The organism is Lentzea chajnantorensis (assembly GCF_054300775.1).
The window spans coordinates 7380328-7406616 of sequence record NZ_JBSDZT010000002.1 but is presented as its reverse complement, the minus strand read 5'-3'; the positions used below and the strand labels follow the sequence as shown (position 1 = coordinate 7406616).

20 protein-coding genes and 1 pseudogene are annotated in these 26289 nt (G+C 70.6%); 8 read left to right on the top strand and 13 right to left on the bottom strand.

Annotated features, from left to right (window positions below; all coding sequences use genetic code 11):
• Window positions 1-4 precede the first annotated feature (4 nt).
• From ACVDFE_RS35445 to ACVDFE_RS35430, 4 genes and pseudogenes are all read left to right on the top strand, one after another.
• A pseudogene (locus tag ACVDFE_RS35445) lies at window positions 5-746 on the top strand (ABC transporter ATP-binding protein).
• Window positions 746-3244: an ABC transporter permease gene (locus ACVDFE_RS35440; protein ID WP_458433529.1), complete on the top strand. Its 2499-nt coding sequence runs from the start codon at window positions 746-748 to the stop codon at window positions 3242-3244. The pseudogene ACVDFE_RS35445 and the gene ACVDFE_RS35440 overlap by 1 nt, the downstream one beginning before the upstream one ends.
• A gap of 83 nt (window positions 3245-3327) precedes the next feature.
• Window positions 3328-4629, top strand: coding sequence for a sensor histidine kinase (locus ACVDFE_RS35435; protein WP_458433528.1), 1302 nt, complete (start codon window positions 3328-3330; stop codon window positions 4627-4629).
• Window positions 4593-5237, top strand: coding sequence for a response regulator transcription factor (locus ACVDFE_RS35430; RefSeq protein ID WP_360398804.1), 645 nt, complete (start codon window positions 4593-4595; stop codon window positions 5235-5237). The genes ACVDFE_RS35435 and ACVDFE_RS35430 overlap by 37 nt, the downstream gene beginning before the upstream one ends.
• A 6-nt stretch (window positions 5238-5243) precedes the next feature.
• On the opposite strand, the gene ACVDFE_RS35425 is transcribed toward ACVDFE_RS35430, so the two are convergent.
• The 11 genes from ACVDFE_RS35425 to ACVDFE_RS35375 all read right to left on the bottom strand — a co-directional run bounded on the left by ACVDFE_RS35425 (window position 5244) and on the right by ACVDFE_RS35375 (window position 22183).
• Window positions 5244-5990 (bottom strand): thioesterase II family protein, encoded by a 747-nt coding sequence (locus tag ACVDFE_RS35425; RefSeq protein ID WP_458433527.1) that lies wholly within the window; start codon window positions 5988-5990, stop codon window positions 5244-5246.
• 220 nt (window positions 5991-6210) lie between these two features.
• Window positions 6211-8484, bottom strand: a complete 2274-nt coding sequence (locus tag ACVDFE_RS35420) for a M4 family metallopeptidase (protein ID WP_458433526.1) — start codon at window positions 8482-8484, stop codon at window positions 6211-6213.
• A gap of 294 nt (window positions 8485-8778) precedes the next feature.
• The gene (locus ACVDFE_RS35415) at window positions 8779-10428 is read right to left on the bottom strand and encodes a tetratricopeptide repeat protein (RefSeq protein ID WP_458433525.1); all 1650 of its coding nucleotides are present in this window, start codon (window positions 10426-10428) and stop codon (window positions 8779-8781) included.
• Window positions 10429-10435: 7 nt separating this feature from the next.
• A complete protein-coding gene (locus ACVDFE_RS35410; RefSeq protein WP_360398793.1) occupies window positions 10436-10651 on the bottom strand; it encodes a hypothetical protein in 216 nt (71 codons plus the stop codon).
• 4 nt (window positions 10652-10655) lie between these two features.
• On the bottom strand, window positions 10656-12548 hold the full coding sequence (locus tag ACVDFE_RS35405) for a hypothetical protein (RefSeq protein ID WP_458433524.1): 1893 nt from the start codon (window positions 12546-12548) through the stop codon (window positions 10656-10658).
• A gap of 11 nt (window positions 12549-12559) precedes the next feature.
• Entirely contained in the window at window positions 12560-13981 is a 1422-nt protein-coding gene (locus tag ACVDFE_RS35400) for a tetratricopeptide repeat protein (protein ID WP_458433523.1), read from the bottom strand.
• 2 nt (window positions 13982-13983) lie between these two features.
• The gene (locus ACVDFE_RS35395; protein ID WP_360398784.1) at window positions 13984-15924 is read right to left on the bottom strand and encodes an Hsp70 family protein; all 1941 of its coding nucleotides are present in this window, start codon (window positions 15922-15924) and stop codon (window positions 13984-13986) included.
• 7 nt (window positions 15925-15931) lie between these two features.
• A complete protein-coding gene (grpE, locus tag ACVDFE_RS35390) occupies window positions 15932-16660 on the bottom strand; it encodes a nucleotide exchange factor GrpE (protein WP_458433522.1) in 729 nt (242 codons plus the stop codon).
• Window positions 16660-17109, bottom strand: coding sequence for a J domain-containing protein (locus ACVDFE_RS35385; RefSeq protein WP_360398778.1), 450 nt, complete (start codon window positions 17107-17109; stop codon window positions 16660-16662). The genes grpE and ACVDFE_RS35385 overlap by 1 nt, the downstream gene beginning before the upstream one ends.
• On the bottom strand, window positions 17106-19730 hold the full coding sequence (locus ACVDFE_RS35380; RefSeq protein ID WP_458433521.1) for a hypothetical protein: 2625 nt from the start codon (window positions 19728-19730) through the stop codon (window positions 17106-17108). Before ACVDFE_RS35380 ends, ACVDFE_RS35385 begins: the two co-directional genes overlap by 4 nt.
• The gene (locus tag ACVDFE_RS35375) at window positions 19727-22183 is read right to left on the bottom strand and encodes a TIR domain-containing protein (protein ID WP_458433520.1); all 2457 of its coding nucleotides are present in this window, start codon (window positions 22181-22183) and stop codon (window positions 19727-19729) included. Before ACVDFE_RS35375 ends, ACVDFE_RS35380 begins: the two co-directional genes overlap by 4 nt.
• A gap of 392 nt (window positions 22184-22575) precedes the next feature.
• On the opposite strand from ACVDFE_RS35375, the gene ACVDFE_RS35370 reads away from it, so the two are divergent.
• Window positions 22576-22872: a hypothetical protein gene (locus ACVDFE_RS35370; protein WP_360402174.1), complete on the top strand. Its 297-nt coding sequence runs from the start codon at window positions 22576-22578 to the stop codon at window positions 22870-22872.
• The gene (locus tag ACVDFE_RS35365) at window positions 22869-23672 is read left to right on the top strand and encodes a hypothetical protein (RefSeq protein ID WP_458433519.1); all 804 of its coding nucleotides are present in this window, start codon (window positions 22869-22871) and stop codon (window positions 23670-23672) included. The genes ACVDFE_RS35370 and ACVDFE_RS35365 overlap by 4 nt, the downstream gene beginning before the upstream one ends.
• Window positions 23673-23833: 161 nt before the next feature.
• Here ACVDFE_RS35365 and ACVDFE_RS35360 read toward each other — a convergent pair whose 3' ends face one another.
• Entirely contained in the window at window positions 23834-24151 is a 318-nt protein-coding gene (locus ACVDFE_RS35360) for a PadR family transcriptional regulator (RefSeq protein ID WP_360402150.1), read from the bottom strand.
• A 555-nt stretch (window positions 24152-24706) separates the two neighbouring features.
• On the opposite strand from ACVDFE_RS35360, the gene ACVDFE_RS35355 reads away from it, so the two are divergent.
• Both ACVDFE_RS35355 and ACVDFE_RS35350 read left to right on the top strand, forming a co-directional pair.
• Window positions 24707-24892 carry a hypothetical protein gene (locus tag ACVDFE_RS35355; protein WP_458433518.1) on the top strand — a complete coding sequence of 62 codons (186 nt, stop codon included), beginning with the start codon at window positions 24707-24709 and terminating at the stop codon, window positions 24890-24892.
• 103 nt (window positions 24893-24995) lie between these two features.
• Complete coding sequence (locus ACVDFE_RS35350) at window positions 24996-25805, top strand: hypothetical protein (RefSeq protein ID WP_360402144.1); 810 nt, start codon at window positions 24996-24998, stop codon at window positions 25803-25805.
• Here ACVDFE_RS35350 and ACVDFE_RS35345 read toward each other — a convergent pair.
• The gene (locus tag ACVDFE_RS35345) at window positions 25802-26170 is read right to left on the bottom strand and encodes a hypothetical protein (protein ID WP_360402141.1); all 369 of its coding nucleotides are present in this window, start codon (window positions 26168-26170) and stop codon (window positions 25802-25804) included. The genes ACVDFE_RS35350 and ACVDFE_RS35345 overlap by 4 nt on opposite strands.
• Window positions 26171-26289: the final 119 nt, after the last annotated feature.

Below are 26289 nucleotides of genomic sequence, written 5' to 3'. Positions count from 1 at the left end.
GTCCGTGTCGAAGACCTATGGCAAGGGCAACAGCCAGGTCGCCGCGTTGCGCGGTCTGAGCCTCGACTTCGGCGACGGCACCTTCACCGCCGTGATGGGACCCTCCGGTTCCGGCAAGAGCACCTTCCTGCACTGCGCGGCGGGGCTCGTGACGCCGACCTCGGGCCGGGTGACCGTCGGCGGCATCGACCTGTCCGGTCTGGACAGCACCCAGCTCACCGAGCTGCGGCGCGACCGGATCGGCTTCATCTTCCAGTCCTTCAACCTGATGCCCGCGCTGACGGTGATGGAGAACATCACCCTGCCGCTGCAGCTGGCGGGCAAGCGCGCGGACAAGGCGCTCATCAGCGAGGTCGTCCACCGCGTCGGTCTGGCCGACCGGCTCAAGCACCGGCCGTCGGAGCTTCTCCGGCGGTCAGCAGCAGCGCGTCGCCATCGCGCGGGCGCTGGTGACCCGGCCCGCCGTGGTGTTCGCCGACGAGCCGACCGGCGCCCTCGACACCCGTACCGCCTCCTCGGTGCTCGCCCTGCTGCGCCAGTCGGTCAACCAGGCCGGCCAGACGCTCGTCATGGTCACCCACGACCCGGTCGCCGCGTCCTACGCGGACCGCGTGGTGTTCCTGGCCGACGGCGCCATCGCGGGTGAGCTGGTGTCGCCGACGGCCGACGCGGTCGCGGCGCGGATGACCCGGCTCGGCGCCTGGCAGGACGACACGGCGGCCGCGCCCATGAGGGGTGGGTTCTGATGTTCCGGCTGGCACTGAGCACGCTCAAGTTCCGCAGGGCGAGCTTCGTCGCGACGTTCCTCGCGATGTTCCTCGGCGCCGCGATCGTGATCGCCTGCGGCGCGCTGATGGAGACCGGCATCCGGATGTCCGCCGAGCCCCAGCGGCTCGGCGGTGCGCCGATCGTCGTCACCGGGCAGCAGTCCGGCGACGCGGGGGCGCTCACCGAGCGCCGCCACCTCGATCCGAAGCTGGCCGCCACCGTGGCGTCGGTGCCCGGTGTCGAAGGCGTGGTTCCCGACGTCTCGGTCCAGTCCGCCGTGCTGCGCGACGGCAAGGCCGTGGGCGGCACCTCCTACGGCCACGGCTGGGGGAGTGCGGGCCTGACGCCCTACACCCTCTCCGACGGCAAGGCGCCCGCCGGTCGTGACGACGTCGTGCTCGACTCCGGCCTGGCAGCGGCCGCGGGGGTCAAGCCGGGTGCGTCGGTGCGGGTCGCCGTCCGCGGCGTCACCCAGACCTTCCGCGTCACCGGTGTCGCCGGGCAGAACGGCGACGCGAACCCCGCGGGCGCACTGTTCTTCACCGACGACACCGCACGCCGGCTCGCGGGCGGCAGCATCGACTCCGTGGCCGTCGTGCTCGCTCCGGGCGCCGACGTGACCGCGGTCGCCGCCGCGATCAGCGCCAAGGTCGGTACCGGCGCCGAAGTCCTCACCGGGGACACCCGCGGGCTCGCCGAGCTGCCGGGCACGCTCGCGAGCCGGGAGACGATCGTCATCCTCGCCGCGGTCTTCGGCACGGCGGTCGTGCTCATCGTGATGTTCGGTGTCGCCTCGACGTTCGGGCTGTCCCTGCAGCAGCGGGTGCGCGAGATGGCACTGCTGCGCGGCGTCGGCGCCACGCCGGGGCAGCTGCGGCGGATGATCGGGTCCGAGACGGCCGTGCTGTCGGTGCTGGCCGTGCTCCTGGCGCTCTTCCCCGGGTACTGGCTCGGCAACGCGCTCTTCGCCGTGCTGTCCTCGAGCGGCGTGGTGTCCTCCTCGGTGGTCTACCACGCGGGCTGGGCGCCCATGGCCGTCGGCGCGCTGGTCACCGTCCTGGCCGCGGCGCTCGCGACCCGCTTCGCCGGGCGGAAGTCCGCGCGCACCGAACCGGTGGTGGCCGCAGCGGAGAGCGCGTCGGAAGCCAAGTGGTTCAGCAAGTGGCGGCTGATCTTCGCGTTGTTCTTCCTCGCCAACGGCATCGGGCTCGCCGTGGCCACCGCGACGCTGATGGAGAACGGTCCCACGCTGGCCAGCACGGCGGGACCCGCCTCGGTGCTGTTCTGCATCGGCATCGCGCTGCTCGCCCCCGGCATCACCAAGGCGCTGATCGCCGTGCTGTGGTGGCCGGTCCGGCTGCTCAGCGGGCTGTCGGGCAGGCTCGCGGTGCGGAACGCGATGACCTCGTCGGTGCGGACGGCCGGTGCCATCGCGCCGATCATCCTGCTCGTCGGCATCGCCACGGGCACGCTGTACATGCAGGCCACCGAGGACACCGTGTCGCAGGCCTCGTACGACCGGAACGTGCTCGCGGACCACCTGCTCGTCTCCTCTTCCGGCGGCTTCGCCCCCGAGGTGCTCGACCGGGTGCGGACCACACCGGGTGTGGCGGCGGCCACGGACTTCGTCACCAGCACGGGCTACCTGGGGGGCGGCGGCGACTCGGTCGAGCTGCGCGGTGTCTCCGCGGACGGCGTGGCGCGGAACCTCGACCTGCCGCTGGTCGCGGGTTCGCTGGACCGGCTGACCGGTGACGCGGTGGCGCTGTCGGACAAGACCGCGGAGAAGCAGGGCGTCAAGGTCGGCGACCGGCTGCCGCTGCAGCTCGGCGACGGCACCGGCGTCCGGCCCACCGTGGTCGCCCTGTACGCCGACAACCCCGACCAGAACTACCTGACGCTGCCCGCGGACACCCTCGCGCGGCACACCACCGAAGGCGTGGTCAGCCAGATCCTGGTTCGCTCCAACGAGGGCCAGGTGGGCGCGGTGCGCGACCGGCTCTCGACCCTCGCCGCCGGCGTGCCCGGCACCGAGCTGGTCGACAGCTCCGCGCTGGCCGCTCGCAACAACCAGATCCAGCAGATCCTCGCCTCGGCCAACTACACGATCGTCGCGATGATCGTGAGCTACGCGGCGATCACCGTGCTCAACACGCTGATCGCGGTGACCCGCAAGCGGAAGGCCGAGTTCGGGCTGCAGCAGCTGGTCGGCGCGACCAAGCGGCAGGTGCTCGGGATGCTGACGGCCGAGGGCGTGCTGGTCGGTGTGGTGGCGATCCTGCTCGGCACGATCGCGTCGGCCACCACGATCGTGCCCTACAGCCTGGTGAAGACCGGCGACTGGCTGCCGTCCGGCTCCATCGGCATCTACCTGGCGATCGTCGCCGGCTCGCTGCTGCTGGTGTTCGGCGCGACGCTGACGTCCTCCTGGCGGGGCATGCGCTCGCCGGCGGTGGAGGCGGTCAAGGAAGGATGACCGCGACCACCGGTCACGGATCGCCCCCGTTCCAGAACTGGGGCGATCCGCCTGCCGCACTCGGGGAATGGGATCATGTTCGGGTGCACACGATCGCGGCCTCCTGGCGCCCCTGGCTCCGCCGTGCCGTCCTGCACACCGCGATCGGTGCGGCCGCCGGAGCCGGCGCGTTGCTCTCGATCGTCCTGTTCATCTCGACGACGTACTTCACCATCCTGTGCCTGATCGGCATCGGCTTCGTCGTGCTGCCGCACCTGACCGCGGCCGTGCGGTGGTTGTGCGACCTCAACCGCCGCGCTGCCACCCGGCTCGGAGTGCCGGTCGAGCGCCCGTACCGCCCGCAGCCGGAGCAGGTGGAGCGCGACATCGTCGGCTGGACGCGCCGCTGCAAGTGGATCCTCGCCGACCCGGCGACCTGGCGCGACCTGCTGTGGCTGCTGCTGAACTGCGTGGCCGGCCTCGTGGCCGTGCTGCCCGCGGCGCTGCTCTACTACGTCGGTCACGGGCTCGTGCTCGCGAGCGGCCTCTGGATTCCCTTGGCCGAGGACGGTTCTCCGACCTGGTACGCCTTCTTCCAGGTCGGCAGCTGGGTCTCCGCGGCGGCCGTGGCGGGCCTCGCGGTCGTGGGGTTCGTGGTGTGGCTGACGCTGTCGCCGTGGATCGTCACGGGCTATGCGCACTTCGTCCGCTTGCTGCTCGGCCCCACCGAGCGGAGCCGGCTCGCCTCCCGCGTGCGGCACCTCGCCGAGACGCGTTCCGGCGCGCTGGACACCCAGGCGGCGGAGCTGCGGCGGATCGAGCGCGATCTGCACGACGGCGTGCAGGCCCGGCTGGTGAGCCTCGGCCTGCAGCTCGGCGTGGCCGACCGCCACGTCGGCAACAACGACGCCGAGAAAGCGCGGCAGGTGCTGCGCGAGGCCCGTGCGTCGTCCGTGCAGGCGCTGCGGGAGCTCCGCGACCTGGTGCGCGGTATCCACCCCCCGGTGCTCGCCGAACGTGGCCTCGCCGACGCCGTGCGCGCGCTCGGGCTGGCCAGTCCGCTGGCCGTCGAGGTGACGTTCGACCTGCCGGGGAAGCTGCCCGACCCGGTGGAGTCGGCGGTGTACTTCTCGATCTCGGAGCTGCTGGCGAACGTGCTCAAGCACTCCGATGCGCGCCACGTGGACATCATCGGCGGCTACGACGAGGGCACGTTCCACGTCACGGTCACCGATGACGGCCGTGGCGGCGCGGTCCTCACCGAGGAGGGCGGACTCGGTGGGATCCGGCGCAGACTTGCCGCGTTCGACGGAAGTTTCGACCTGGACAGCCCGCCCGGCGGTCCCACGAGAACAAAGATGGAGGTGCCGTGCGCGTTGTTCTCGCCGAGGACCTCTTCCTCCTGAGACAAGGCATTGTTCAACTGCTGGAGGTGCACGGGTGCACGGTGCTGGAGGCGGTCGACAACGGCGCCGACTTCGTGACCGCCGTCGCCCGGCATCGGCCGGACGTGGCGATCGTGGACGTGCGCCTGCCCCCCACCTTCACCACCGAGGGCCTGCAAGCCGCGCTGCGGGTGCGGCGTGAACACTCCGGGCTGCCGATCCTCGTGCTGTCGCAGCACGTGGAGCAGATGTACGCACGGGAGCTGCTCAGCGACGGCAAGGGAGGGATCGGCTATCTGCTCAAGGACAGTGTCCTCGACGACGTGCAGTTCATCGACGCGGTGCGCAGGGTCGCCGGCGGCGGAACCGCCATGGACCCCACAGTGGTGGCACAGCTGATGGTCAGCCACTCCAAGGACGAACCGCTGGCCGCGCTCACCGCCCGCGAGCGCGAGATCCTCGAGCTGATGGCGGAGGGCCGTTCGAACACCTCGATCGCCCAGCACCTCGCGGTCACCGAAGGCGCCGTGGCGAAGCACATCTCCAGCATCTTCACGAAGCTGGTGCTCCCGGCGACCGGGGACACCAATCGCCGGGTGCTCGCGGTGCTGGCCTACCTCAACACCTGAGCTCGTTCAGCCGAGCAGCCGCCGCTTGATCATGTCGATCACCGCGGTGGCGTGCTCGTCGAGGAAGAAGTGCCCGCCGGGGTACACGTGGAAGTCGAACTCCCCGCTCGTGTGCCGATCCCACGCGCGCGCCTCGTCCACGGTCACCTTGGAGTCGGCATCTCCGACCATGCTGACGACGGGTGCCCGCAGAGGTTCTCCCGGCTCGTACCGGTAGGTCTCCGCCGCCTCGTAGTCGGCGCGCAGCGCGGGCAGCACCATCCGCATGATCTCCTCGTCGCCGAAGAGCCGTGCGTCGGTGCCGCTGAGCGCGCGCACATCGGCCAGCAGCTGCTCGTCGTCCTCCTGGTGGACGCGCTCGTCGCGGAAGCACGAGGGCGCCCGCCTGCCCGAGACGAACAACGCCACCGGAACCGTGCCCGCCCGCTCCAGCCTGCGCGCGACCTCGAAGCCGAGCGTCGCGCCCATGCTGTGCCCGAACAACGCCAGCGGGCGGTCCGTCCAGCCGCTCAACTGCTCGGTGACGAGCTCGGCCAGCTCGTCGATGGTGCGCACGAACGGCTCGGTACGCCGGTCCTGGCGGCCGGGGTACTGGACCGCCAGGACGTCCACCGAGGGATCCAGCGCCGCTGCCACGGGCAGGAAGTAGGTCGCCGAACCTCCGGCGTGCGGAAGGCAGACCAGGCGCACGGGGGCGCTGTCCCGCGGCCGGAACCGCCGCAACCAAGCATTTGAGGTGATAGCTGAGCTCATGCCACGAATCTCGCAACGTGTCCCGGCAGGGGCTACCCCTGGCACCCCCTGCCGAGTGCACGCTTCAGTCCGCGGGCGGAGGCCGGTGACTTCTCCAATCGCCCGTCGACATCGGCGATGACCAAGCGACCGTCCACGGCTTGTGGACCGCTCCCCACCACCGCGAAACAGGTGTGCGGTTGCCGGGCTGATGTTCCAGCGCCGGCAACCGCACCACGCGTCAGCTGAGCGTGACCGCCGTGTCGTCGATGACGAACGAGGTCTGCTGGGAGGCGTCTTCAGTGCCGTTGAACTTCACCGACACGGTCTGACCCGCGAACGAGGACAGGTTGAACGTCTTCAGCACGTAGCCGGAGGCCGCGTTGGCGTTCGAGAACGTGCCGAGGGTGGTGCTCCCGGCCGTGACCGTCAGCTTGTCGTACACGGTGCTGCCGGTCTCGTTGGTGTCGATGTGCAGGTAGAACGTGAGGGTCGCCTTGCAGCCGGCCGGGATCGTCACCGACTGGGTCAGCGAGTCGGTGTGCGACGAGCCGTAGCCGTTCAGCCACGACGACCAGGTGCCGGACCGCGCGGGCTCACCGTTGCTGCCGTGCTGGCCGATGACACCGGAGGTCGCCGTCCAGGAGGTGTTGCCGGACTCGAAGCCCGGGTTGGCGAGCTTCTGGCCGGAGCAGTTGCCGCCGCCCGTGCCGACGGTCCAGCTGAACGACGCGGTGCCGCTCTTGTTCGCGCTGTCCGTGGCGGTCACCGTGACGTTCGACGTGGCCGCGGTGGTCGGCGTGCCGGAGATGGTGCCGGTGCTGGAGTTGATGGACAGGCCGGCGGGCAGGCCGGTGGCCGACCACGTGTACGGCGCGGTGCCGCCGCTCGCCGACAGCGGCAGGCTCACCGCGGTGCCGACGGTGCTGGACTGGTTGCCGGGGTTGCTGATGGTGACCGTGCCGGTCGCGCTGCACGTCGGGTCGGCCGTCTGCGCGGGCACGCTGATCGCGTCCCAGGCGGCCTTGACGGTGTTGAACTCCGCGCAGCTGCCGGGGTAGAGGTTCTTCGCCGCGGTCAGCGTCCACGTGCGGTACCTGGGGTACGAGCTGCCGGAGGTCTTGAGCAGCATGGCGTTGTAGAAGATCTTGACGGCCTTCTCGACGCCGAGACCCGTGATCGAGGTGTTGTTGCACGTCGAGCTGGTCGGCTGGCCGTTGGTCGGGTTCGTGCCCTGCGACAGCAGGTAGAACCAGTGGTTGCCGGGCCCGGCCGCCGCGTGCACCTCGGTGTTCGGGATCGAGCTGCTGTAGCAGTTCGCGTGGCCGATGGCGCTCGGGTTGTACATGTTGCGGATCGGGCCGCTGCCGACGAGGTTGATCGTCTCGCCGACCAGGAAGTCAGGCGTGTCGTAGGGCGACGGCTCGTTGGCGAACCACTCGGTGGTGGCGCCGAAGACGTCCGCGACGAACTCCTGCGTGCCCGCACCGGAGATGCCACCCGGCGTGTGGTCGTCGATGCCGTGACCGAGCTCGTGCGCCACGACGTCGAGCGAGCCGATCCACTGCCCGTTGGTGTTCTTGCCGATCTGGACCTGGCTGCCGTCGTAGTAGGCGTTCTGGTCGTTCAGGCCGACGCGCATCGGCCAGCCACCGCCGTTGCCGTCGAAACCGTTGCGGCCCAGCCACTGCGTGAGCATCTTCGACTCGGTCTGCGCTGCGAACAGCACGTCGGTGCAGCCGGTCTCGCGGTTGGTCGCGTTGCCGTTGCCCCACGAGTCGGAGGACTTGGTGAACGTGGTGTTGGTCGCCGCGTCCTGGCAGCTGACGTTGGTGAGGTTCGGGTCCTTCAGGGAGTACGTCGACCCGGACTGCGTGGTGGCGAGGGGGACGGAGGGACCGTTCCACCCGCTGTTGCCGGTGCCGTGCAGGACGTGCTCCTGCGTGTGCAGCACCTGGCCGGTCGTCGCGTCCACGACCACGTCGAGCTTGCTCGGGCCCTCGGAGCCCCGGCCGGTGACCGAGACCTTCCAAGCGAGCTTCGGCGTGGAGTCGAGCGCGTAGACGACCTGCTCGGGCGCGCCGACACCATCCACAGTGGACAGGGCGGTCCGCGCGGTCTTCTCGGCCTGCGCCTTGGTGACGGACGGCGTCGTGTTCGCCAGGTCGATCGTGGAGCTCTGGCCGACCGAGGTGTGCAGCACCTGCCCGGTCGAGTTGGTGACGACGACGAAGTCACCGCCGACCACCGGCATGCCCTTGTAGGTCCGGTCGTAGGGGACGTACTTGAGGCCGTTGGTGGACGAGATGACGTTGTGCCGCACGAACTGGTCGCTCGCGCTGGCGTGCAGCTGGCTGGGCCGGCTGTCGACGAGGCTCGCGGCCGCGTCCACCGCCAGCGCCTCAGCGGTCTGGCCCGGTTGGGGCTGCGGGGCCGCGTGCGCACCTGTCTGGGTGAGCATGGCGACGGCCAGTGACCCGGCCGCGGCCAGCACAAAACTACGTCTCGCTTGCATCGTTCTCCTCGTTGCAGGGCGAACGGCCCGGCTCTGCGGTTGCAGGGAGAGCCGGACGTTCGTCGAGGTGAATGTGTTTACGGAGCACGGCAAGGATCTGTTGCGAACCGATCGTTAACAAGGACTAACTTATTAACACCCACTTGTTTGTGCGCATTTGCAGGGCTTGCTGCCGAACATTCCTTTGTCGTCGTGCTTGTTCGGTTTGCCCCAGCTTGTGCCGCATGTCGGGCGTGCGTGTCCGCTGTTTTTGCCGGTCGGCGCAGATCGTCCTGAGGGCGAGGGGCCGCAGGTTCAAATCCTGGCGTCCGGCGGTCTGAGCCAGCCCGCTGGTTCCTTTTTTGGCCCACGTCGAGCGAGATCGTCCGCGAATGGGCGATTTTGCTTCGTCAGGTCGGCAACGACCGCAGGTTGGAGTCGACCGCGATGATCACCCGGTCCAGTGTTTGCTGGGCGGGGGAGTTCGGCGGGTGCTCCTGCCTGGACCTGTGGGCCGCCTTCCGGATCGAGATCAGCTCGCCCCGGACGTTCTGGAAGCTCGTAGCGGCTCGTGATGCTCTGATGTTCGTAGCGCGACATCAGGTCGTTGAACCGGGACACGCAGGTGATGAACCTCTTGAGCCGGGCCACTTCGGCGAGCTCGCTGTCGATCCTGGCCGTCAGTTTGTCGCGCTGGGCGGTCAGCTCGGGGTCGAAGGCCATCTTCGGCGCGATCCGCGCGGCTGCGGACAGGTGTCGTTCGGCGATCGTCAGCGTGCGCGGGTTGATCGTCCTGAGTGCCTTGTCGGCCGCGAGGGCCTCGGCGGTGGCGTGCAGGTAGGCGATGGTGCCGTAGCGCCCGTCGATGGCCTCGGCGCGTTCGCAGTGTTCGCCGGCGGCCTCGAAGTCGCCGCGCTCGAAGGCCTTCATCACCTCGGTGAACTCCTCGGTCAGCAGCCGCCCGAGCACCTCCTGGAGGCTGTCCGCGTCCAGCGGCACGACGTTCGCGCGGCGTGCGCGGCGCCAGCCGATGATCGGCACCTTCTTCGCGTACCGCTCGTGCGCGTAGGACCACAGCCACTCGTGCATGGGCTCGCTGTGCAGTGCGTCGCCGCAGACTTCGAGGTGTTCGATGGCGGCCTTGGGCTGACCGGCCCGCAACGACCGGCAGGCGCGGTCCACCTGGGGTTTGCACAGCCTGGACAGGATCACCCGGTGCAGCTCGGCGAACATCTCGCTGTCCGGTGCGGTGGCCAGCGCCGCCTCGACCACCTCGCGTGCCTGTGCGGGCCGGTCGGCGATGAGCAGCACCGAACCGTGGACGTAGTGCAGTCCGAGCACCTCCGGGTGCTTGGCCCGTCGCTGCCCGGTGTACTCGACCGCCTCCGGCGTGCGGCCCTCCCGCAGGAGCTCGTCCGCGCGGACGGTGACGTGTTTGGTCAGCCTGAGCCGGCAGCCGTCCCGCAGGCGCAGCAGGACGGTCACCTCGTCGGCGTCGGTGGCGTGCTGCCGTGCCGTCGCCAGCAGGTCGAGCGCGCTGTCGAACGCTTCGAGCGCGTCGTGGCAGCGGGCACCGAGCAGGAGTGCGGCCACGTTGGCGGGCGCGATCCGCAACGCCGCCTCGACGTGCTCCCACGCCTCGCCGGCACGGCCGGCCCGCAGCGCGCGGTCCGCGTTGGTCAGCAGGGCGCGCAGCCTCAGGTCGGCCTGGTGCTCCTCGAGCTTTGCCAGGTCGTCGCGCAACCGGTCGTCGTCCGCGTCGATCCACAGGCCGTCGCCGGCCGGCTCGAACCGGTCGCCGATCTCACCGAGACGGGTCTTCCGGCCGATCTCGGGCTCCGGTGCGAACGCGCCTCGGCGGCCGAGATCGAGTGGCTCGAACGCTTCGGCCGTCTTCCTGACGAAGGTCAGGTCCGAGTCCTCGCCTGGCTGGAAGGCGAGACCGGCGTCTTCACCGTGGTCCACGCCGTTGTCATCCACGTCGCTTCGCCTTGCCTTCCTTGCGGTTCTTCGCCACCGCGGTCACGAGCGCCGTCTCCGCGGGGTGGTCCAGCTCGGCGATCGCGAGGATCGAGCGGCGCAGCTCGATCCGCCGCATCGAGTCGCCCATGGCCTCGTCGGTGAACTCCAGCTCCGGCTCCGGCAGCTCGTCCAGGCAGTCGGCGGGGGAGATGTGCTTTCTCGCCATCAGGTCACCTCTCGTCGTCGCCGAGCAGCCAGTCTCCGATGAGCACCAGCAGGTCCGCTTCCTTCGCCTCCACGGAATGCGCCTGCTCCGCCAGCACCCGGCTGTCGTCCTCCAGGTTGTGCACCAGCCGCTGGGCAGCGGTCAGGTTCTCGTTGCCGCTCTGGGCGCTCATCAGCTGGCTCACCCGTTCCCGCAGCAGCTCGGTGCGGCTGTTCATCTCGTCCACCGTCGGCGCCACGGTGCGCGCCTTGGCCAGTTCCGGCCGGCGGTCCAGCGAACGCACCTTGCTGAACCGCGACAACCGTTCGAGCAGGCTGACCCGGACCTCGTGGCGGACCGACGGGTCCTCGATGAACTGGTCGAGCACCTGCAGGTACCGGTCGGCCGCGTCCCTGCGGGCCTGGCCCCGGCGGGCCTCCTCGTTGAGGATGCGCACGACCTCCGGTTCCCGCACGCCCAGTCGCTGGGCGTGCCGCAGCAGGGCGACCCCGTCGTCGCGTTCCCGCGCCGTCGTCGCCAGGTAGCACTTGAGCAGACCGGCGACCAGGTACGGGTCACCGAGCTCCGGGTCGTACTCGCGGGCGCACGCCAGCCGCCCGAGCACCTCGGCCAGCCGCTTGGCGTCCCCCTCGCGCGTGCGTTTGCCCGCCGCCCAGAGGCGCAGCACGGCAGCGGCGCGCAGCAGGTGGACGGCGCGCAACGTGATGTCGCGTTCGGTGATCTCGGCCGCCCTGCCCTGGCGGGCGACCAGTGCGGCCAGTCGCTCCGTGACGCTCTCGTCGTCGGGAACGCAACTCCACTCCCGCTCGGTCTCCGCGTCCGGGTCGAGGTGCTTCGCCGCGCTCTCCAGCAACTCGTCCACCTGGCCCGTCGACGCCACCGTGTGCTCCAGCCACGCCGCCAGCGCCAGGCCGATCTTCGCCGACGCCAGCATCGACTCCCGCCGGTCGGGGTCCGCGTCCGCTGCCGCCCGCGCCAGGTCCTCGAACTGGCCGCGAGCCACGACCAGGTCCCGGTCGAACAACGCCTGCGCGCCCAGCACGGCGTGCTGGTTGCGCAGGTCGGCAGGCACCCGGTCGGCGAAGTCGCCGAGCCTCTCCACCTTCTGGAACAACATGGCCGCGGCATCGACCCGGCCGTCGCGCAACGCCGCCAGCGCACGGTGGAACTCCACGATGCCGTAGAGCCGGCGCGCCCGCGGTTCGCCCATCCCGCCCGCCGCCTCGATCGCCTCCAGCAACGGCTCCGCGCCGTCGTGATCTTGGCGTTCCACCCGCAGGTAGGCCAGCAGGTACGCGACGTCGACGTCGCGGGGGTTCTCCCGGTGCAGCGCGGCCAGCCGGTACTCCGCCTCCTCCGGAAGGCCGGCCTTGACCAGTGCGAAGGCGGCGAAGAACCCGGCCTCGGCCCGGTGCTTCTCCGGCAGCCGGTGTTCGAGCCGTTCGAGCGCGGGCAACGCCTTCACGTGGTCGCCGCGCTTGACCATGCCCACCGCGTCGCGGTACTCGCGGACCTGGCGGCGCGGCGCGACCAGCCTGCGGTAGCCGACCAGGACACCGATCAGCAGCAGGACGACGGCGAGAACCGCGAGCAATGTCGTCCAGAACCCCGATGACGATTCGGACGACGACGACCCGGATGACGACGCGGCCGGTTGGCCGGTGGTGGCCGACGAAGGCGCGGCCGAACCGTTCGTCGTCGGCTGTCCACTGGGGACAGCGGGCTGGGTCGTGCCGGCCGCGGGAGCACCGGGCACGACGACCTCGGCCGTCACGACCCCTGACCCCGTGTCGATCCTGGCCTGGTGGCGGCCGGGCGGCAGCACGGTGCCGCTGGGCAGGACGATCACGGGGTCCTGTGGAGCGCCGTGGGCCGGTGCCGCGACCAGCACGGCCACGACCGCGATGATCAGGACAACAGCCGGGCGAACCGCTCGTACCACTGCTGTGCCTCCCCTGACGTGAGCAGCTGTGTGTCGACCATGCGCTCGATGCGCCGCCGTGCCTCGGCCCCGGTCCGCCTGGCGTTCTGGACATCGCCCAGTTCGAGCCAGCAGCGGCAGTACGCCACCAGCGCGTCGAGGTCACCCGGGTCACGGGCGAGCACGGTGAAGAGCTCCCGTGCGGCCGCGCCCGGATCGCCGAGCAGCAGGTGCACCTCGGCGGCCCGCTGGTGCAGCGCGGAGTCGTCGTCCTCGGGGTTCGTCTGCTTGAGCAGGGTGATGTCGTCCAGGAGCACCTCGCCCAGCGCGCGATCCGCCGGTCGTGCCGCGAACACCCGCCACGCGGCCTCGTACCGGCGGCGGCGCAGGTCGAACCGGTACGGCGCGGACCGGACCACCCCGTTCAGGTGGCGCAGGGCCGTCTCGTCGTCACCGCGGCCGGCGGCGATCTCCGCCCCGAGCAGGCCCGCGCGGACGTGCGCGGCTCCGCCGTCCTCCCGCACCCACCGCAGGACGTCCAGCGCGAGCAGCGGATCGGTGTCGCGGAGCCGGGTCGCGATCGACACCGGATCCGCCAGCGCCGCCAGCGCCGACCGCAGCTCCTCCGCGTCCGCGGGCCGGGCACTCGGCACGGCGTGGCGGTAGTGCTCGACCGCGCGGAACAGGTCCTCGCCCTCCTGAACGGCGGCCAGCGCGCTCGGTATCCGCGTCCGGGACCGCAGCGCGGGCCACAGCATGCCGCGCGCCTGTGCCTCGACCTGGTCCTCGGCGGCGACGGACGACGGCACGTCGTCGTCGCACAAAGCCTGCGCCACCACCGTGCCGAGGGCGTAGCAGTCCACCGCCCGGTGGTCCGGCCGCAGCCCGCGCACGATCTCCGGGGCCAGCGCCGCGACCGCCGGGGTGTCCACTCCGAACAGGTCGCACGGCGTGGCCGGGGTGATCTCCGGGCAGGGCAACAACCACGGCAGCCAGCGGTCGTCCTCCGCCACCACCACGATGTCGTGCAGGCTCAGCCCGAGCGGGTGCACCGGGCTGCGCTGCCAGCGGGAGAACAGCGAGCAGACCCGTTCCAGCAGCACCACCCGGTCCTGCCAGTCCGCGAGTCCGGCCAGCCGCTCGGCCAGCGTCAGCCAGGCGTCACCGGTGGCGTACTCGAGGTAGTAGCAGCCGTCGGGGGTCCAGTCGTGCCCGATGATCGCGACCATCCCGGCCGGCTGCCGCCTGGCGAGCGCGGCGACGGCCTGCCGGAAGACGCCGTCGGCGAACCGCGGCTCGACGATGCGCACGATCCGGTCGTCCGGCTGCCGCCTGCTCGCGCGCCACAGGGTGCCGCGGCCGGTGCTGCCGACCGCGGCCACCATCTCGACCCCCGGTGGTCCCTGCACGGTTACCTGTACCGGTAGAAGACGTCGCTGAGCTGGTCGCCGAGGTCCTCCAGCTCAGCGGAGCCGTTGCGCACGGCGATCACGAACGCCAGGTACGCCGACGTGAGCTCCGCCCGCCGCGCCTCCGGCAGCTGCGGGATCAGCTTGTACGACCGCCTCACCACGCTCTTGAACTCGGCCGGGGTGTCGTCCGGCGGCGGGGGCAGCGCCGCGGCGTCGCTCTGGTCCCCTGGTGCCCCAGGGGGTTTCGGCAGCCCGTCCGGCACGACCTCGGTGCCACCGGGCGGTTCCGGCAGCCCGGCGCCCTGATGACCGGCCATCGCTTCCTTCAGGTGCGCCGCGCTCTTCTCGATCTGCTCGCGGGTGGCCCGCACGTCGCACTGCAGCTTGGTTTCCCACAACCGGTTGTCGTTCAGGTTCCGCACGCCGACGGCCAGCAGCCCGCTCTCGTCGATCGAGAACGTCACGGCGAACCTGTAGTAGCCCTGTTCCCGCGACTCGGGCAGTTCGATGGGCAGCTTGCCGATCAGGTCGTTCTCGTAGGCGACCGGGTTCTCGCCCTGGAAGATGCGGACCATCAGCAGCTTGCCGGGACCGGAGTTGGTGAAGTGGTCCTTCGTCTCGCTGCCGGGAATCCGGCTGTCCTTGGGCAGGATCGGCACGAAGTCCGTCTTGTTCGCCAGGATGCCCAGGGTGTGGCTGGTGACGTCCTGCAGGACGATCATCCCGCCCTCGGGCGAGGCCCCGCCGATCACCAGGCCGTTCTCGTCCTCCACCGGGGCCATCTCGATGTCGGCGCCCTCGTAACCGTCGGCGGCGGGGTAGTCCCGCGCGACCATGCCCGCGCCGCGGGCGACCACCTCGTCAGGGCTGATGTCGGATCGGATGTCCTTGAGCTCCAGGCCCAGGTGCTCGGCGAGCATCCCGCGGATGCACGCGATCCTGGTGGACCCGCCGACCAGCAGCACCTGCTCGATCTCGTCGCGCTCGATGCCGTTGCTCTCCCGCGCCGACTCGATCGCCTCGTCGAGGCAGGTGAGCGAGCGGTCGAGCAGGTCCTTGATCAGCGACTCGAACACGGTCCTGGTCAGCGGCACGTTCACCGACAGGTCCTTGGTGAGGAACGGCAGGTTGAGCGTCGCGGCGTTGGCGACCGACAGCTCGCGCTTGCGCATCTCCGCCTCCCGCTTCACCCGCTGCCAGATCGCGCGGTCGCCGGAGAGGTCGGTGCCGTGCTTCTCCTTGATGTGGTTGAGCACGTAGCCGGTGATGAGGTCGTCGAAGTCGCCGCCGCCCAGCCGGGGGTCGCCGCCGGTGCCGACGACGCTGATGTTGCCGGGGCTGACCTGGATGATCGACACGTCGAACGTGCCGCCGCCGAGGTCGTACACCGCGTAGGTGTGGGTCTGGTCGTCCTCGATCTTGTCCGCGCCGAAGCACACCGCGGCGGAGGTCGGCTCGTTCACCAGCCGGCGCACGTTCAGCCTGGCCATCCTGGCCGCGTCCTCGGTCGCGCCGCGCTGGGGTTCGCGGAAGTACGCGGGCACCGTGATCACGGCGTCGTGGATCGGCTCGCCGACGAACTCCTCGGCCTGCCGCTTGAGCTCCATCAGGATGAACGCGGAGATCTCCTGCGGCAGGTAGTCCCTGCCGCGGAACCGGACCCGCTTGGGCTCGCCGGAGTCCTCCGGCCCGGTCGGCTCCCTGAGGTACGCGCCCATGTCGCGCTTGACCTCGATGACGGTGTTCTCCGGGTCGCTGGCCAGGTTGTTCTGCGCGGGCGCCCCGACGATCACCTGACCCTCCGGGTCGAGCCCCACGACGCTCGGCACCGTCTTCGTGCCGAGCGCGCTCTCGATGACGACGGTGTCCTTGCCGTCGTAGATGGACACCGCGGAGTAGGTGGTGCCCAGGTCGATCCCGATGACCTTGTGGAATGGCATGACTCTCCTATGCCTCTGCGGTGTCGGTGTCGGTGTCCGTGGTCGTGCCGGTTTCCGGCTCGGTACCGGCGGCGGGACGGTCGGCCTGCACCTCCACCGCGACGGGCGTGAGCAGGCGTTGATCGAGCAGGTAGCCGTCTTCGAGCACGCGCACGACGGTGCGGGGCGGGGCGTCCGGGAACGGCGACTCGTCCGGCGCCACCAGGCTGACGCAGCGGTGCCGGTTGGGGTTGAACGCCTCCTCGCCGAGCGAGACGGCGATGCGCTCCGCACCCATCCGGCTCAGCACCCCGTGCAACGTGATCACGAGACTGCGCACGTGCCCGGACACGGCCTCGGTGTCGGTGAAGTCGGCCTTGTCCAGCATCGCCTCCATCGCGCCCAGCGGGCCGATCAGCTCGACGCACAGGTCCTTGAGGGTGCGGTAGGCGAGGCCGGCCGCGAGGTCCCGGCGCAGCTCGCCGAGCTCCCGCCGCACGTCGGCGCCCAGCGCGCGCTGTGCGTGGCCGAGCTGGTTCATCGACGTCGTGACGGCGGTGTTGTCGTCGACGACCTCCTCCAGCAACGCCCCGATCCGGTCCAGCCGCTCGACAGCGGGGTCGGTGCCGGCCGGCGGGTCAGCGGTGTGGTCCGTCGTGGGCTCTGGGGCCGTCGTGGGTTCTGGGGCCGTCGTGGGTTCCGGGTCGGTCTTGAGCTCCGGTTCGGTCGTGCGGTCGGTGTCCGGCGCCGTGTCCATCAGCACTGTCCGATCAGGTCGTCGAGGAGGGTGTTCGGGGTCACGTCGGCCGCGAAGTCGCTGCGGTCCACATCGGACAGCGGACGGAGCTCGACTCCGGCCGCTCGCAGATGAGCGCTGATCACCCGGTGCAGCACGTCGATCCGGTCCGCCTGGCTGGTGAACACCGGCGCGGCCGCGGAGCGGATCGTGAAGAACCGCAGGTGCTCGTGCCCCCTGTCGTACTGCTGCCGCTTCGCCGGACGGACCAGCACGTCCGCGACACCGTTGATCTGCTGCTGCCGTTCGGTGAGCTCGTCCTTGCGCCCCGGTTCGCGGCGCACCCGTTCCCGCAGCTCGCGGATCAACCGGTCCCTGGCCTGCCGGATCTCTTCTGCGGAGGCGTCCGGTGACACCCCCAGCCGCGAGTAGTGGGAGTCACCCCCGAGGTCGATCATGAACATCGTCATCTCCCAGCGTCTTCCAGCTCGCCTGCCAGCCGGGCCGCCATCTCCCGCAGCCTGGCGAGGGCCTTGTCCAGTGACGCGCGTTCCGCGTCGAGCCCCGCCTGCTCCGCGATCCGCAGCCCTTCGGTCACCTTGTCGACGGCCACGCGCACGGCCGTCAGCGCCGACTTCCTCGTCTCGTCGCCGGTGTCGCGCACGTACTCGGCGATCGCGGCACTGGCCGCCTCCTGGGCCGGCTCCACCAGCTGCCGGAGCGACGCGCGGACCGGCGCGGCCGCCGCCACCGGCTCCAGCGCCACGAGCCGCTCGGTGAAGTCGGCCCGTTGCCCCGCGCTCAGCGCCAGCTCGATGCCCTCGCTCAGCAGGGCGATCGCCTCGTTCGTCTCCGCCACGCGGCCCGTCGCCGACAGCTGCTTCACCAGCTCCCGCCGCAGCTGCCCGCAGCGCGGGAACCGTTCCAGCTCCCGCCGGGCCGCCGCGATCGCCGCCTCCCGGCTCGGCAGGCTCCGCGGGATGCCCTCCATGCCGATGAGGTCGACCAGGGCGACCAGCTCGTCGACCGTCGCCTGCCGGTTGTCGTCCTCGTCCTGCGGTGGCGGGAGCTCCAGTGCTGCCACCGCGGCCGCGTACGCGTCGTCATGCCGGTTCACGGCGCGCAGCGCCAGGCACCGCATCAACCGCAGCGTCAGGTCGTGCGGCACCACCTCGACGCAACCGTCCAAGAGGGACAACCGATCGGCCGACTCCTCGTCGGTGCGCGGCTTCGGGGTGTCCCAGTAGGTCGCCAGCGCGACGAGGTCCTGTTCGAACATCCGGACGAGGTCGAAGTCGTCGGCGATCGCACCGATCGCGACGCAGATCGGCCGCAGCGCCCGCCAGGGCAGCACCAGCTGCCGGCGTGCCAGCTCGTAGCCCATCCGGAGCTGCGCACCGGACGGTCTCCTGTGCAGCTCCTTCATCATCTCCCGCAGGATCAGCCCGCGGCGCAACGCCAGCTCGGCCAGCGACCGTGCCTCCTGGCGCTCCGGCTCGTAGTAGGCGTCCCTGGTCTCGCCGATCGACAGGCGGGCGCGCCGGGCCTGCCCGGCGGCCAGGGTCGCGAAAACGCCGACACCGGCCCAGTCCCGCCCGCTCAAGGCCAGCCGCAGGTGCTTGACGAACGCCTCCTCGGCCGCCACGTGGTCCTCCTGGCCGGCGTCGGCGGGAACCCCGAGCAGGTGGGCCGGTGACCGGAAACCGAGGCGTGCGTTGACGTAGTGGAGGTCCCACTGGTGCAGCCATTCGGTCAGCGCGTCCGGATCGGCCATCCACGCCGTGATCTCCTCGGCACTCGGTGTGTCCCTGAGTCCGGTGCGCTCGCAGTGCCGCTGGTGGGCCTGCTGGGTCAGGGCGGAGTGCAACGACCGGCGCTCCTCCAGCAGCAGCTGGACGTCGCCGGCGCCGGCCGCGTGCAGGTAGAGCAGCTCGCTCGCCCGGTCCCAGGCCGGGCCGTAGTCCTGCTCCGACTTCGTCTTGGCGGCCAGCAACGCGAGGTTGAGCGCCACCGGGACGCGGAACCTGTCGATCGAGCCTGCCTCCTGCCACAGCAACCTGGCCTCGTCGAACCGTTCGGCCGCCCACGCCTTGCGCGCGTGCCCGTCCAGCACGGCCAGCCTCAGCTCGTCGAAGCCGTCGGAGTCCCGAAGCGCCCGCGGGTAGGTGTCCAGCAGTGCGAGCGCCTCGACGGCAGAGCTGTGGTGGTCCGGTCCGTACCGGTCCAGATGCAGGCAGCACACCAGTTCCAGTGGCAGCGTGCCGTTCTCGACGTGCTCGGCCGCCGTCGTGACGAACGCCGCCGGACCGCCCGCCTCGGCGAGGTCCAGTGCCGCGGCGAGCATCCTGACCGCCGGGTGGTCCGAGTGCCCGGCCATGACGGGCTTGGCGAACTCCCGGACCGAACGCGGTTTCTGGCCGTTCGCCAGCAGCAACGCGCACGCGGTGGCGTACTCGCCGACCTCACCGGCTTCGCCCACGCGCAGCAGTCCCGCCTGCAGGAGGGCGGAAAGCTGGCTCGCCTGCGTCTTGCCACGGGTGATCTGCTCGTGCAGCGCGACCCGCCAGGCGGCCGGCGCGCCCTGCACGCCGCGGTTGGGGGCGGGACGGCGGGACTTCCGGTCACCGCCGGGGGTGCCCTGGTCCTCCAGCCACGAGTCCACCTCGGCGACGGCGGCCTTCAGGTCCTGCGGGCTGCCGCTGTTCAGGCCCGCGAGCACCCGGTCGCCGAGCTCACGGGTGTGCTTCCCGATGTCCAGCAGTGCCAGCGCGAGCAGCAGGTGCGCCCGGCGGCTGTTCGGTGCCAGGCGGATGGCGTGGCGGTACTCGGGCACTGCGGCCACCGCGCCGCCGGACCTGTGCAACAACCGACCGAGGTGCAGGAACAGCTTGGGGCAGAACGGGTCCTGCTCGATGGCGGCGCGCAGCCGGTCGATCGCCTCCGCCGGTTCGGTGTCCTCCGCGACGGCCAGCCGGAACTCGGCCTCTGCCAGCGCGATCCGCACGGCCGGTGTGGCGTCGCGGGCGCGCAGCTCCTCGATCGCCGCCAGCAGCGATGTCCTCGTGTTGCCGCCGGTGGCCGTGACCGTCACGTGAAGTCCTCGTACAGCTCGACGACACCGGGCCGGCAGACGGCGAGCAACCGGCCGTTCGCCGAGATGGTGGCGGTGGTCGCGTTGGGCCACAGTGCCTGCGGCTCCCCGTCGCGCCAGTAGGCGTACCCACCGTCCGGATCGGACACGATGAACCGGCCGGGCACCCCGCAGGTGCCGATCAGCGAGTGGCCCGCGGGGAAGACGTGGTCGCGCACCTGCCGGTCCGCCGCGTCGACCAGCCACGTCTCGGTTCCGGCCGCCGTCTCGACCAGCAGCGTGCACTGGCCGGCTGCCGAACCGGGCAACAGCCCGCGCGCACCGGGTCGCGGTTCGCCCACGCCGATCGAGCCGTCCAGCCGCAGACTCGTCAGCGCCTCACCGGTGAGCAGGACCAGCCGGGTGCCCGCGTAGGCGAGATCGGTCACGAAGCCGACCGCCGGCATGTTGGCGACGCGGCGGTTGTCGGAGTAGATGGCGAGCCCGCCGGACAGGTCGGCGACGGCGAACCGGTCACGGGCGTCGGCCGCCGCGATGCGGTGCACCCCGGCCTTGACCTCGAGCAGCTCGTGGCGCCGGCCGTCCGGCGCGAACAGCCACAGGTGCTGCTTCCACGACCCCGCGACCAGGTTGTCACCGACGAAGCACAGGTCGCCGACCGCGCCGTCCATCCGCGCGGTGACCACGGGAGCCCCGTCGGCGAAGCAGCGCACCGCTCCGTCCCAGCCGCCGACGGCCAGCCGCCCGTCCGGTCCGCGGGCCACCCGGCGCACCACGACCGCACAGCTGTCCCGCCAGACCGTGTGCTCGCCCTCCCGGACGACCAGGGTGTCGGTGCCGCGTTCCCACACCACCAGCCGGCCGTCGCCGAGGGGCCAGGCCGCCCGGCTCTCGATCCGGCACGTCTCCACCAGCTGCGTGGCCCGGCCGTCCCGCCGCGGGGCCGTTCGCGTCGAGCCGCGGAAACGCCGGTACACCGAACCGAGGCTGTCCTCGGACGGCAGGTCGCGGCACGCGTCGCGGAGGATCCGGCAGGCCCGCACCGCGGTCGTGCAGGACGCCAGCCGCTCGGCGAGCGGACCGTCCACCAGTGCGGCGAGCGCGCTCAGGTCCTCGGCCCTGGTCGTGGTCCTCGGCCGGCCCGGACACAGCGCCACGGTGCCCAGCGCACCGACGACCACGTTGGCGAGCACGACATCACCGTGCACGACCGGCGGATCCGCCTCGTGCAGTCCGCGCAGCACCTCCGCGACGCCCAGCGCCAGCTCGCAGGCGGCGCGGGGTGGCAGCTCCCGCACGTGCTCGACCAGGTTCTCGGCCCAGACACCGTCGATCGCGGGCATCGCGAGGTAGTGCAGCCGGCGACCGGCGATCACGAGGTCGCCGCCGTCGTCGGGCGCCAGGACGCCGCCACGCCGCCCGTGCGCGAACCGGGCGACGTGCTGGCGGAAGGCGCGTTCGTCGGCCGGTGGCGGTTCGACGAGGACGACCGTCATCGGCTTGTCGCGGCTCGTGTCGTGCGCGCCGTAGAGCGGTCCGAGCGTGGTGCGCCCCAGCGCGGGGCCGCGCAGCAGGTAGTCGGTGCCGGGCAACCGCCGGGTTCCGTCCTCACCGGCGGGCAGGACGTCCCAGGCCGCCACCTGTTCGTCCGGCCGGTGCCAGTCGGGGAACACCCACTGCGTCAGCATCGCCAGGGTCTTGAGCGGGGACTCGATCGTCTCCGCCGTCACGGCCGGCCCGTCGACGTAGCCGGGTACGACCTGTCGTCCGTAGCCCTCCATGGTCGCCAGCGCGTCCCGGATCTCGGCAGGCAGGCTCCGCCGCATCATCAGCCGGTCGGTGATCCAGCCGAACTCCGCGTGCCCTGGAATTTCGCCGACTTCCTGGCGGTACAAATACTGGCACAGTTCACGATAGGCCCGGTACGCCTCGAACAACGCTCGTTCCGGTTGGTCGACGTGACCGAACGGGGTGGCACATATTTGGCCGAGCGCGTCTTTCCCCGGACTCGTCGGCTCCACCCTCCGGCGAATTCGTCTGGTGACGAGCAGGTACTGCTGGTCGTAGTCGTGGCGCCGGTTTGTCAGGTCGCAGATGGTCAGCTGGCTCAGGTACGACGGCACCTTCATCGTCAGCGGCCGGAAGATCGCCGGAATCGTTCGCACCTCCCGCGCGCCGGGATCTCGCGCGAGGCTGATGTGCAGCTCAGCCTTGGTCCAGTCGCGTCCGAGGTAGGCGTCGGACAGGCAGACGATCATGTGTGCCGACTGCGCGATCCCGTCCGCCAGCTGTTCCATGACGGGAACGCCGCCCGCCATCTGCTCGTAGTCGATCCAGACCTGGAACCCATCCCTTTTGAGAGCCGTGACAAAAGGTTTGACCAAGTCCTCGTCGGCGATCGCGTAACTGATGAACACGTCGAAAACGGGGGACAGGTCGTCCCGGTCAGCCAACTCGAAATCCTCCGTCCGCGACCTTGTCGGTCACCCCCCGGATTCCGGCAGGTTATCAGCGCGGGGCGCGGCGTCAGTGGCCAAAAAGAGGACAAATAGAGGCCAGAACGCGCAGTCGAAACCCGTGTTCGGCCTTGCCGGACAACCGGGACACCGACGCGTGTGCACGCTCTCGGCAGTTTCGGTGCGGCGAGAAGCGTTCGCGATCTTCGCCGCGGCCTGCTGGCTCACTCGAACGGCGCATCTCCACCGGCAAAGGCTCACTGCGGGCGTCGAGACCGCGCAGATCATGCACCGAAAGGGTGAGGGGAACGGCTCCAGCTGATCTCTTTAGTGTGAAGCAGCGCCCCTATATAGAGTACAAGAAACCCAGGTCACGGTACTGTCCCGCCATGTTCTGGCGACGGCGGCGTCACGCCGGTCGCGTGCTGCGGGCCCTGACAGCACGACCCGACCTCGAGCTCGACACGGCAGCACTTGCGGAGGCGGCTGCCCTCAGTCCAGCGCGGTTGTACCCCGTCCTGGTGCGCCTGCGCCGGCTGAACCAGGTCGCCACCCGCTGGGCCGCGACCCCCGGGCGCTCGGGGCGCCAGCTGCACCGGGCAACGGTCTACGGGCGGTGGGTCTCCGCCGAGCACCGTCCGCGGTTCGTCCCCTCGTGGCCCGCCGATGGGAAGACCGCCGAGTGAACACCGTCTGGCTGCCGATCGCTGATGGCGGCTATGACAGAGCGGCTGCGCTCTACGCGGTGCTGATCGAAGGCGGCGACCACACGTCGCAGGTTCCCGCCGGCGCCGGCGCTGTGGCCGGCGTGGTCGCCGTGCTCTACGCGGTGCGCTACTGCCTTGTCGTCCGGTCGCTGTCGGTGCAGCCGCGTGAGGTGGCCTGGCTCCTCCTGATCGCACCGCTGCTGCCGCTCGGCGAGGCCCGCGCGTGGATCGCGGACTTCGAAGGACAGCTCGCTGATCTCCCGCCGCGGCAACGTGATGCGGTGCGTTCGCACATCGGGATGTCGTTCCTGGTGTTGCTGCGCGCAACATGGGCGGCATGGGTGGCGAAGAAGCTCGACGTCCTGCGCGAGCTGTCCAGCTGGCTCACCGCCGTGTGGATGTTGCCCCGCATCGGCCGGGTGAACGCGCTGCTGCGCTCCAGGATGCCGGTCTGGCCGAAGCACGAGGAGCAGCTCCACCAGCTCCAGAGGCAGCTGAGGAAGCTCCGGCTGTGGGGGTGGTTGCTGGCGCGCGGCGTGAGCGAGCGGCACCACCCGAAGATCGTCACCAACGCCGCGTGGCTGGCGAGGAGCTGCACCGGTCTGCTCGCGGAGCAGGAGCGGCCTGACCGGGCTCGCCCGCAGGACCGCCTGCCGTCCCCGCTGGAGGTCGCCTACCTGCTGGAGATCAACCACACGACGCTGGTGATCACGCAGCTCGTCGAGCGGCTGGCAACGTCACGGCGTGGCTGGAAGCGTGAGGTGGGCGGGGCGGCCTAGGGCCTGTGTCGAGGTCCCGTTCGATGAGAGTCGCGCCTGAGGTGGTTCCTGGCGGTGCGGGCGACCAGCCCGCATACCGGTGTTGTATGTGGGCTGTTCGCCCGTGCCCCCGGGGGCCGCCTCAGGCCCGGCTGTCGCGAACACGGACTTCGACACAGGCCCTAGCTCAGGCCGTTCGCGAGGCGTCCCTGCTGGAAGGACTGCGCGAAACCCTTCGTGGCCGCGGTGCGGAGCGCTTCACGGGCTTTCTCGGCGCCGTCCTCGGTGAGCTTGAAGTAGCGCCGCCGCGGCCGTTCTTCCTCGTGCGGGTCGACGTCCTCCCAGCGATCGGTGATCCAGCCTGCCGTGAGCAGGCGAACCAGGATCGGGTAGGTCGTGCCGGGCATCAGGTGGGTGCGGTCGGCGATCTCCAGGCCGTACAGCTCGGCGGTCGGATCAGCCAGAAGAGCGTGCAAAACGGCCTGCGTCTGGACGGTCATCCGCAGTGCTCCCACAACGAGGCACCCTATATCGAGTTGTGGAGCCGCCGCAGGGCCATGTGCGTGGAAACACCCTTACGTGCACTCGGACGGCGCGATCGGGCCATCAGACGTAGACGTCCATTCCCAGCGCGTCGTTGAGTGGTCACGCCGACCAGTACACGATCGGGTGGTTGCGGCGCCGACCCTATATAGAGATCATTATAGGGGTGTAGGTTCTGCCCATGACGCAGCTGCGGCGAGTCCGCACCGCCATCGCCGACCTGGCCGACAGGTCCATGCCCGCGTGCCCCCGTTCGTCCCGCGCGTTGTCCCGCTCAAGGCTTACCGCACACCCCTGACAATTGTGAGCGCCTTGCTGTGGCGGGCGCGCTGCGCATGCCCTGATCCGTTCTCCCCGGTCGGCTTTCACGTGAGGTACTTCGTTCAATGTCCCCGCAGCACCGTCCTCGGCGCACGCCTGTCCAGCGGGCCGGCCGCCGCAGGCGCGTCACCCCTGTGGCTGCAGTACTGGGTGGCGGAGGCTCTCTCGCGAGCGTCTTCCTCGCCTCCTGGATGTCCTGGTTAGTGGCCGGGCTCCTGTTCATCGCGCTGGTCACGGTCAGCGGGGTGTTCTTGGCCGTGTTCTCCAAGAGGCACGAGCCCTTCGCCCGCGTGACCGAGCTGGCACGCCTGGCCAAAGGCGACGAGGAGTCGGGAGGCCTGCCGTCGGCGGTGCAGCGCTGTGAGGGGAAGCCCTGATGGAGTGGTGTCGCCTGATAACGAGAGCATCACGGGATGATCTCGGTGAGAATACCGGGGTGAGCTGGAGGGTGCGCCGCACTCCCGACAAACGGAGGAGTGCTTGAAAGAGCCGGGCGAGCGCTGCTTCTGGCTGGCGCTTCTCGCAGCGCTTCCACTCGGGACCACCCTGAGCCAGGTTCTCGAACTCTCGCTCCTGACCTCGCTGGTCGTGGGGTTGGGCGCCATGGTGATGTGGGGCGGCGCCGCGCTGGCCCTGTGGTCATGGCTCTACGTGCGCGACCTCCACGCCGAGACGCGTCACTGGGTGCTGACCTTCGTCGCGATCGGCATGCCGGAGCACTACGTGCCCGTGTGGCTCGAACAGATGCAGGCGCAGCTCAACGAGCTGAGCGGGCAGCGTCGCAAGACGTTCCTCACCGACCTGTTCCTCACGGCGCCGAAGAACTGGGTCGAGCTGAGCTGGACGCGCTTCCGGTACCTCCGCGCCAGTCGCTTCAGGGGCAACGAGCTGCGGTTGGCGCAGCACCTGGTCATGGTGCTGGCGCCCGACGGGAGGCGCAGCACGACCTTCGACCTCCTCCACGCCGTGGGGATCTCACGCCTGCAGAACCGCCGTGCCGCGCACAACGTGCCCGCCCTGGTGATGGCGCAGCGGCTGCTCGCGACGGAGAGCAAGCACTTCAGGGCCGCTCGTGAGCTCGCTGCCGAACTGCTCGACACCAGGGAACGGGTGTACCTGCTGAACCGTGACGTGCTTCGGATGCACCGCCGGGTGTGGCCGCGGCACGAACAGCCTCCGCACTCGCTCAGGTTCGAGGAGCTCGACCGGCTCCGGTCCCACGCGCTCGACCTGAGCCGGCGCCTGCGTGCCGCGCTCATGACGGGCATGGCCCGGGAGCTGGACGGCTAGCGCATGAAGATCACCCGGCAGCCGTAGGAGGTCAGCCGCCGGTGCACCTCGTCGGCCTCGGCCTCGTCCTGGGAGAGGTGCCAGGTGCTCGGCGTGATCACGGTGGTGATGTGCAGCTCCCACACGACGTCGAGCAGGACCCTGAACGCGTTGCGTTCCAGCGGGCTTCCGGGGCGCAGGTCGACGAAGATCGGGTGGTAGAGCGCGAAGCCGAGCTCCCTGGCGTGCGTCATGATCCGTTCTTGCAGCTGCGGCACGGAGACCCGCTTGCCTTCTCCCCTCCGCAGGTAGCCGCAGGCGATCGGGAGGTCGCCGACGGCCAACGGGTGGGGAGGACGTTCGGGCGACTCCGCGCGTTCGGTCATCTTCGTCCCACCGTGCTCTTGCTCCTGCGCAACGTGCTCACCGCTCGCTCTACGTCCTCTGTGTGGTTGTACGGCGTCGCCGGGGTGTGCGGTTCGACGTCCGCCATTCGGCCGGACGC

What these genes read in the sequence shown, in the direction of transcription:
- ACVDFE_RS35395 (WP_360398784.1), bottom strand. Translation starts at nt 15,924, where the DNA reads ATGCCATTCCACAAGGTCATCGGGATCGACCTGGGCACCACCTACTCC.
- ACVDFE_RS35360 (WP_360402150.1), bottom strand. Translation starts at nt 24,151, where the DNA reads ATGACCGTCCAGACGCAGGCCGTTTTGCACGCTCTTCTGGCTGATCCG.
- ACVDFE_RS35420 (WP_458433526.1), bottom strand. Translation starts at nt 8,484, where the DNA reads ATGCAAGCGAGACGTAGTTTTGTGCTGGCCGCGGCCGGGTCACTGGCC.
- ACVDFE_RS35345 (WP_360402141.1), bottom strand. Translation starts at nt 26,170, where the DNA reads ATGACCGAACGCGCGGAGTCGCCCGAACGTCCTCCCCACCCGTTGGCC.
- ACVDFE_RS35385 (WP_360398778.1), bottom strand. Translation starts at nt 17,109, where the DNA reads ATGACGATGTTCATGATCGACCTCGGGGGTGACTCCCACTACTCGCGG.
- ACVDFE_RS35440 (WP_458433529.1), top strand. Translation starts at nt 746, where the DNA reads ATGTTCCGGCTGGCACTGAGCACGCTCAAGTTCCGCAGGGCGAGCTTC.
- grpE (WP_458433522.1), bottom strand. Translation starts at nt 16,660, where the DNA reads ATGGACACGGCGCCGGACACCGACCGCACGACCGAACCGGAGCTCAAG.
- ACVDFE_RS35410 (WP_360398793.1), bottom strand. Translation starts at nt 10,651, where the DNA reads ATGGCGAGAAAGCACATCTCCCCCGCCGACTGCCTGGACGAGCTGCCG.
- ACVDFE_RS35370 (WP_360402174.1), top strand. Translation starts at nt 22,576, where the DNA reads ATGTTCTGGCGACGGCGGCGTCACGCCGGTCGCGTGCTGCGGGCCCTG.
- ACVDFE_RS35355 (WP_458433518.1), top strand. Translation starts at nt 24,707, where the DNA reads ATGTCCTGGTTAGTGGCCGGGCTCCTGTTCATCGCGCTGGTCACGGTC.
- ACVDFE_RS35425 (WP_458433527.1), bottom strand. Translation starts at nt 5,990, where the DNA reads ATGAGCTCAGCTATCACCTCAAATGCTTGGTTGCGGCGGTTCCGGCCG.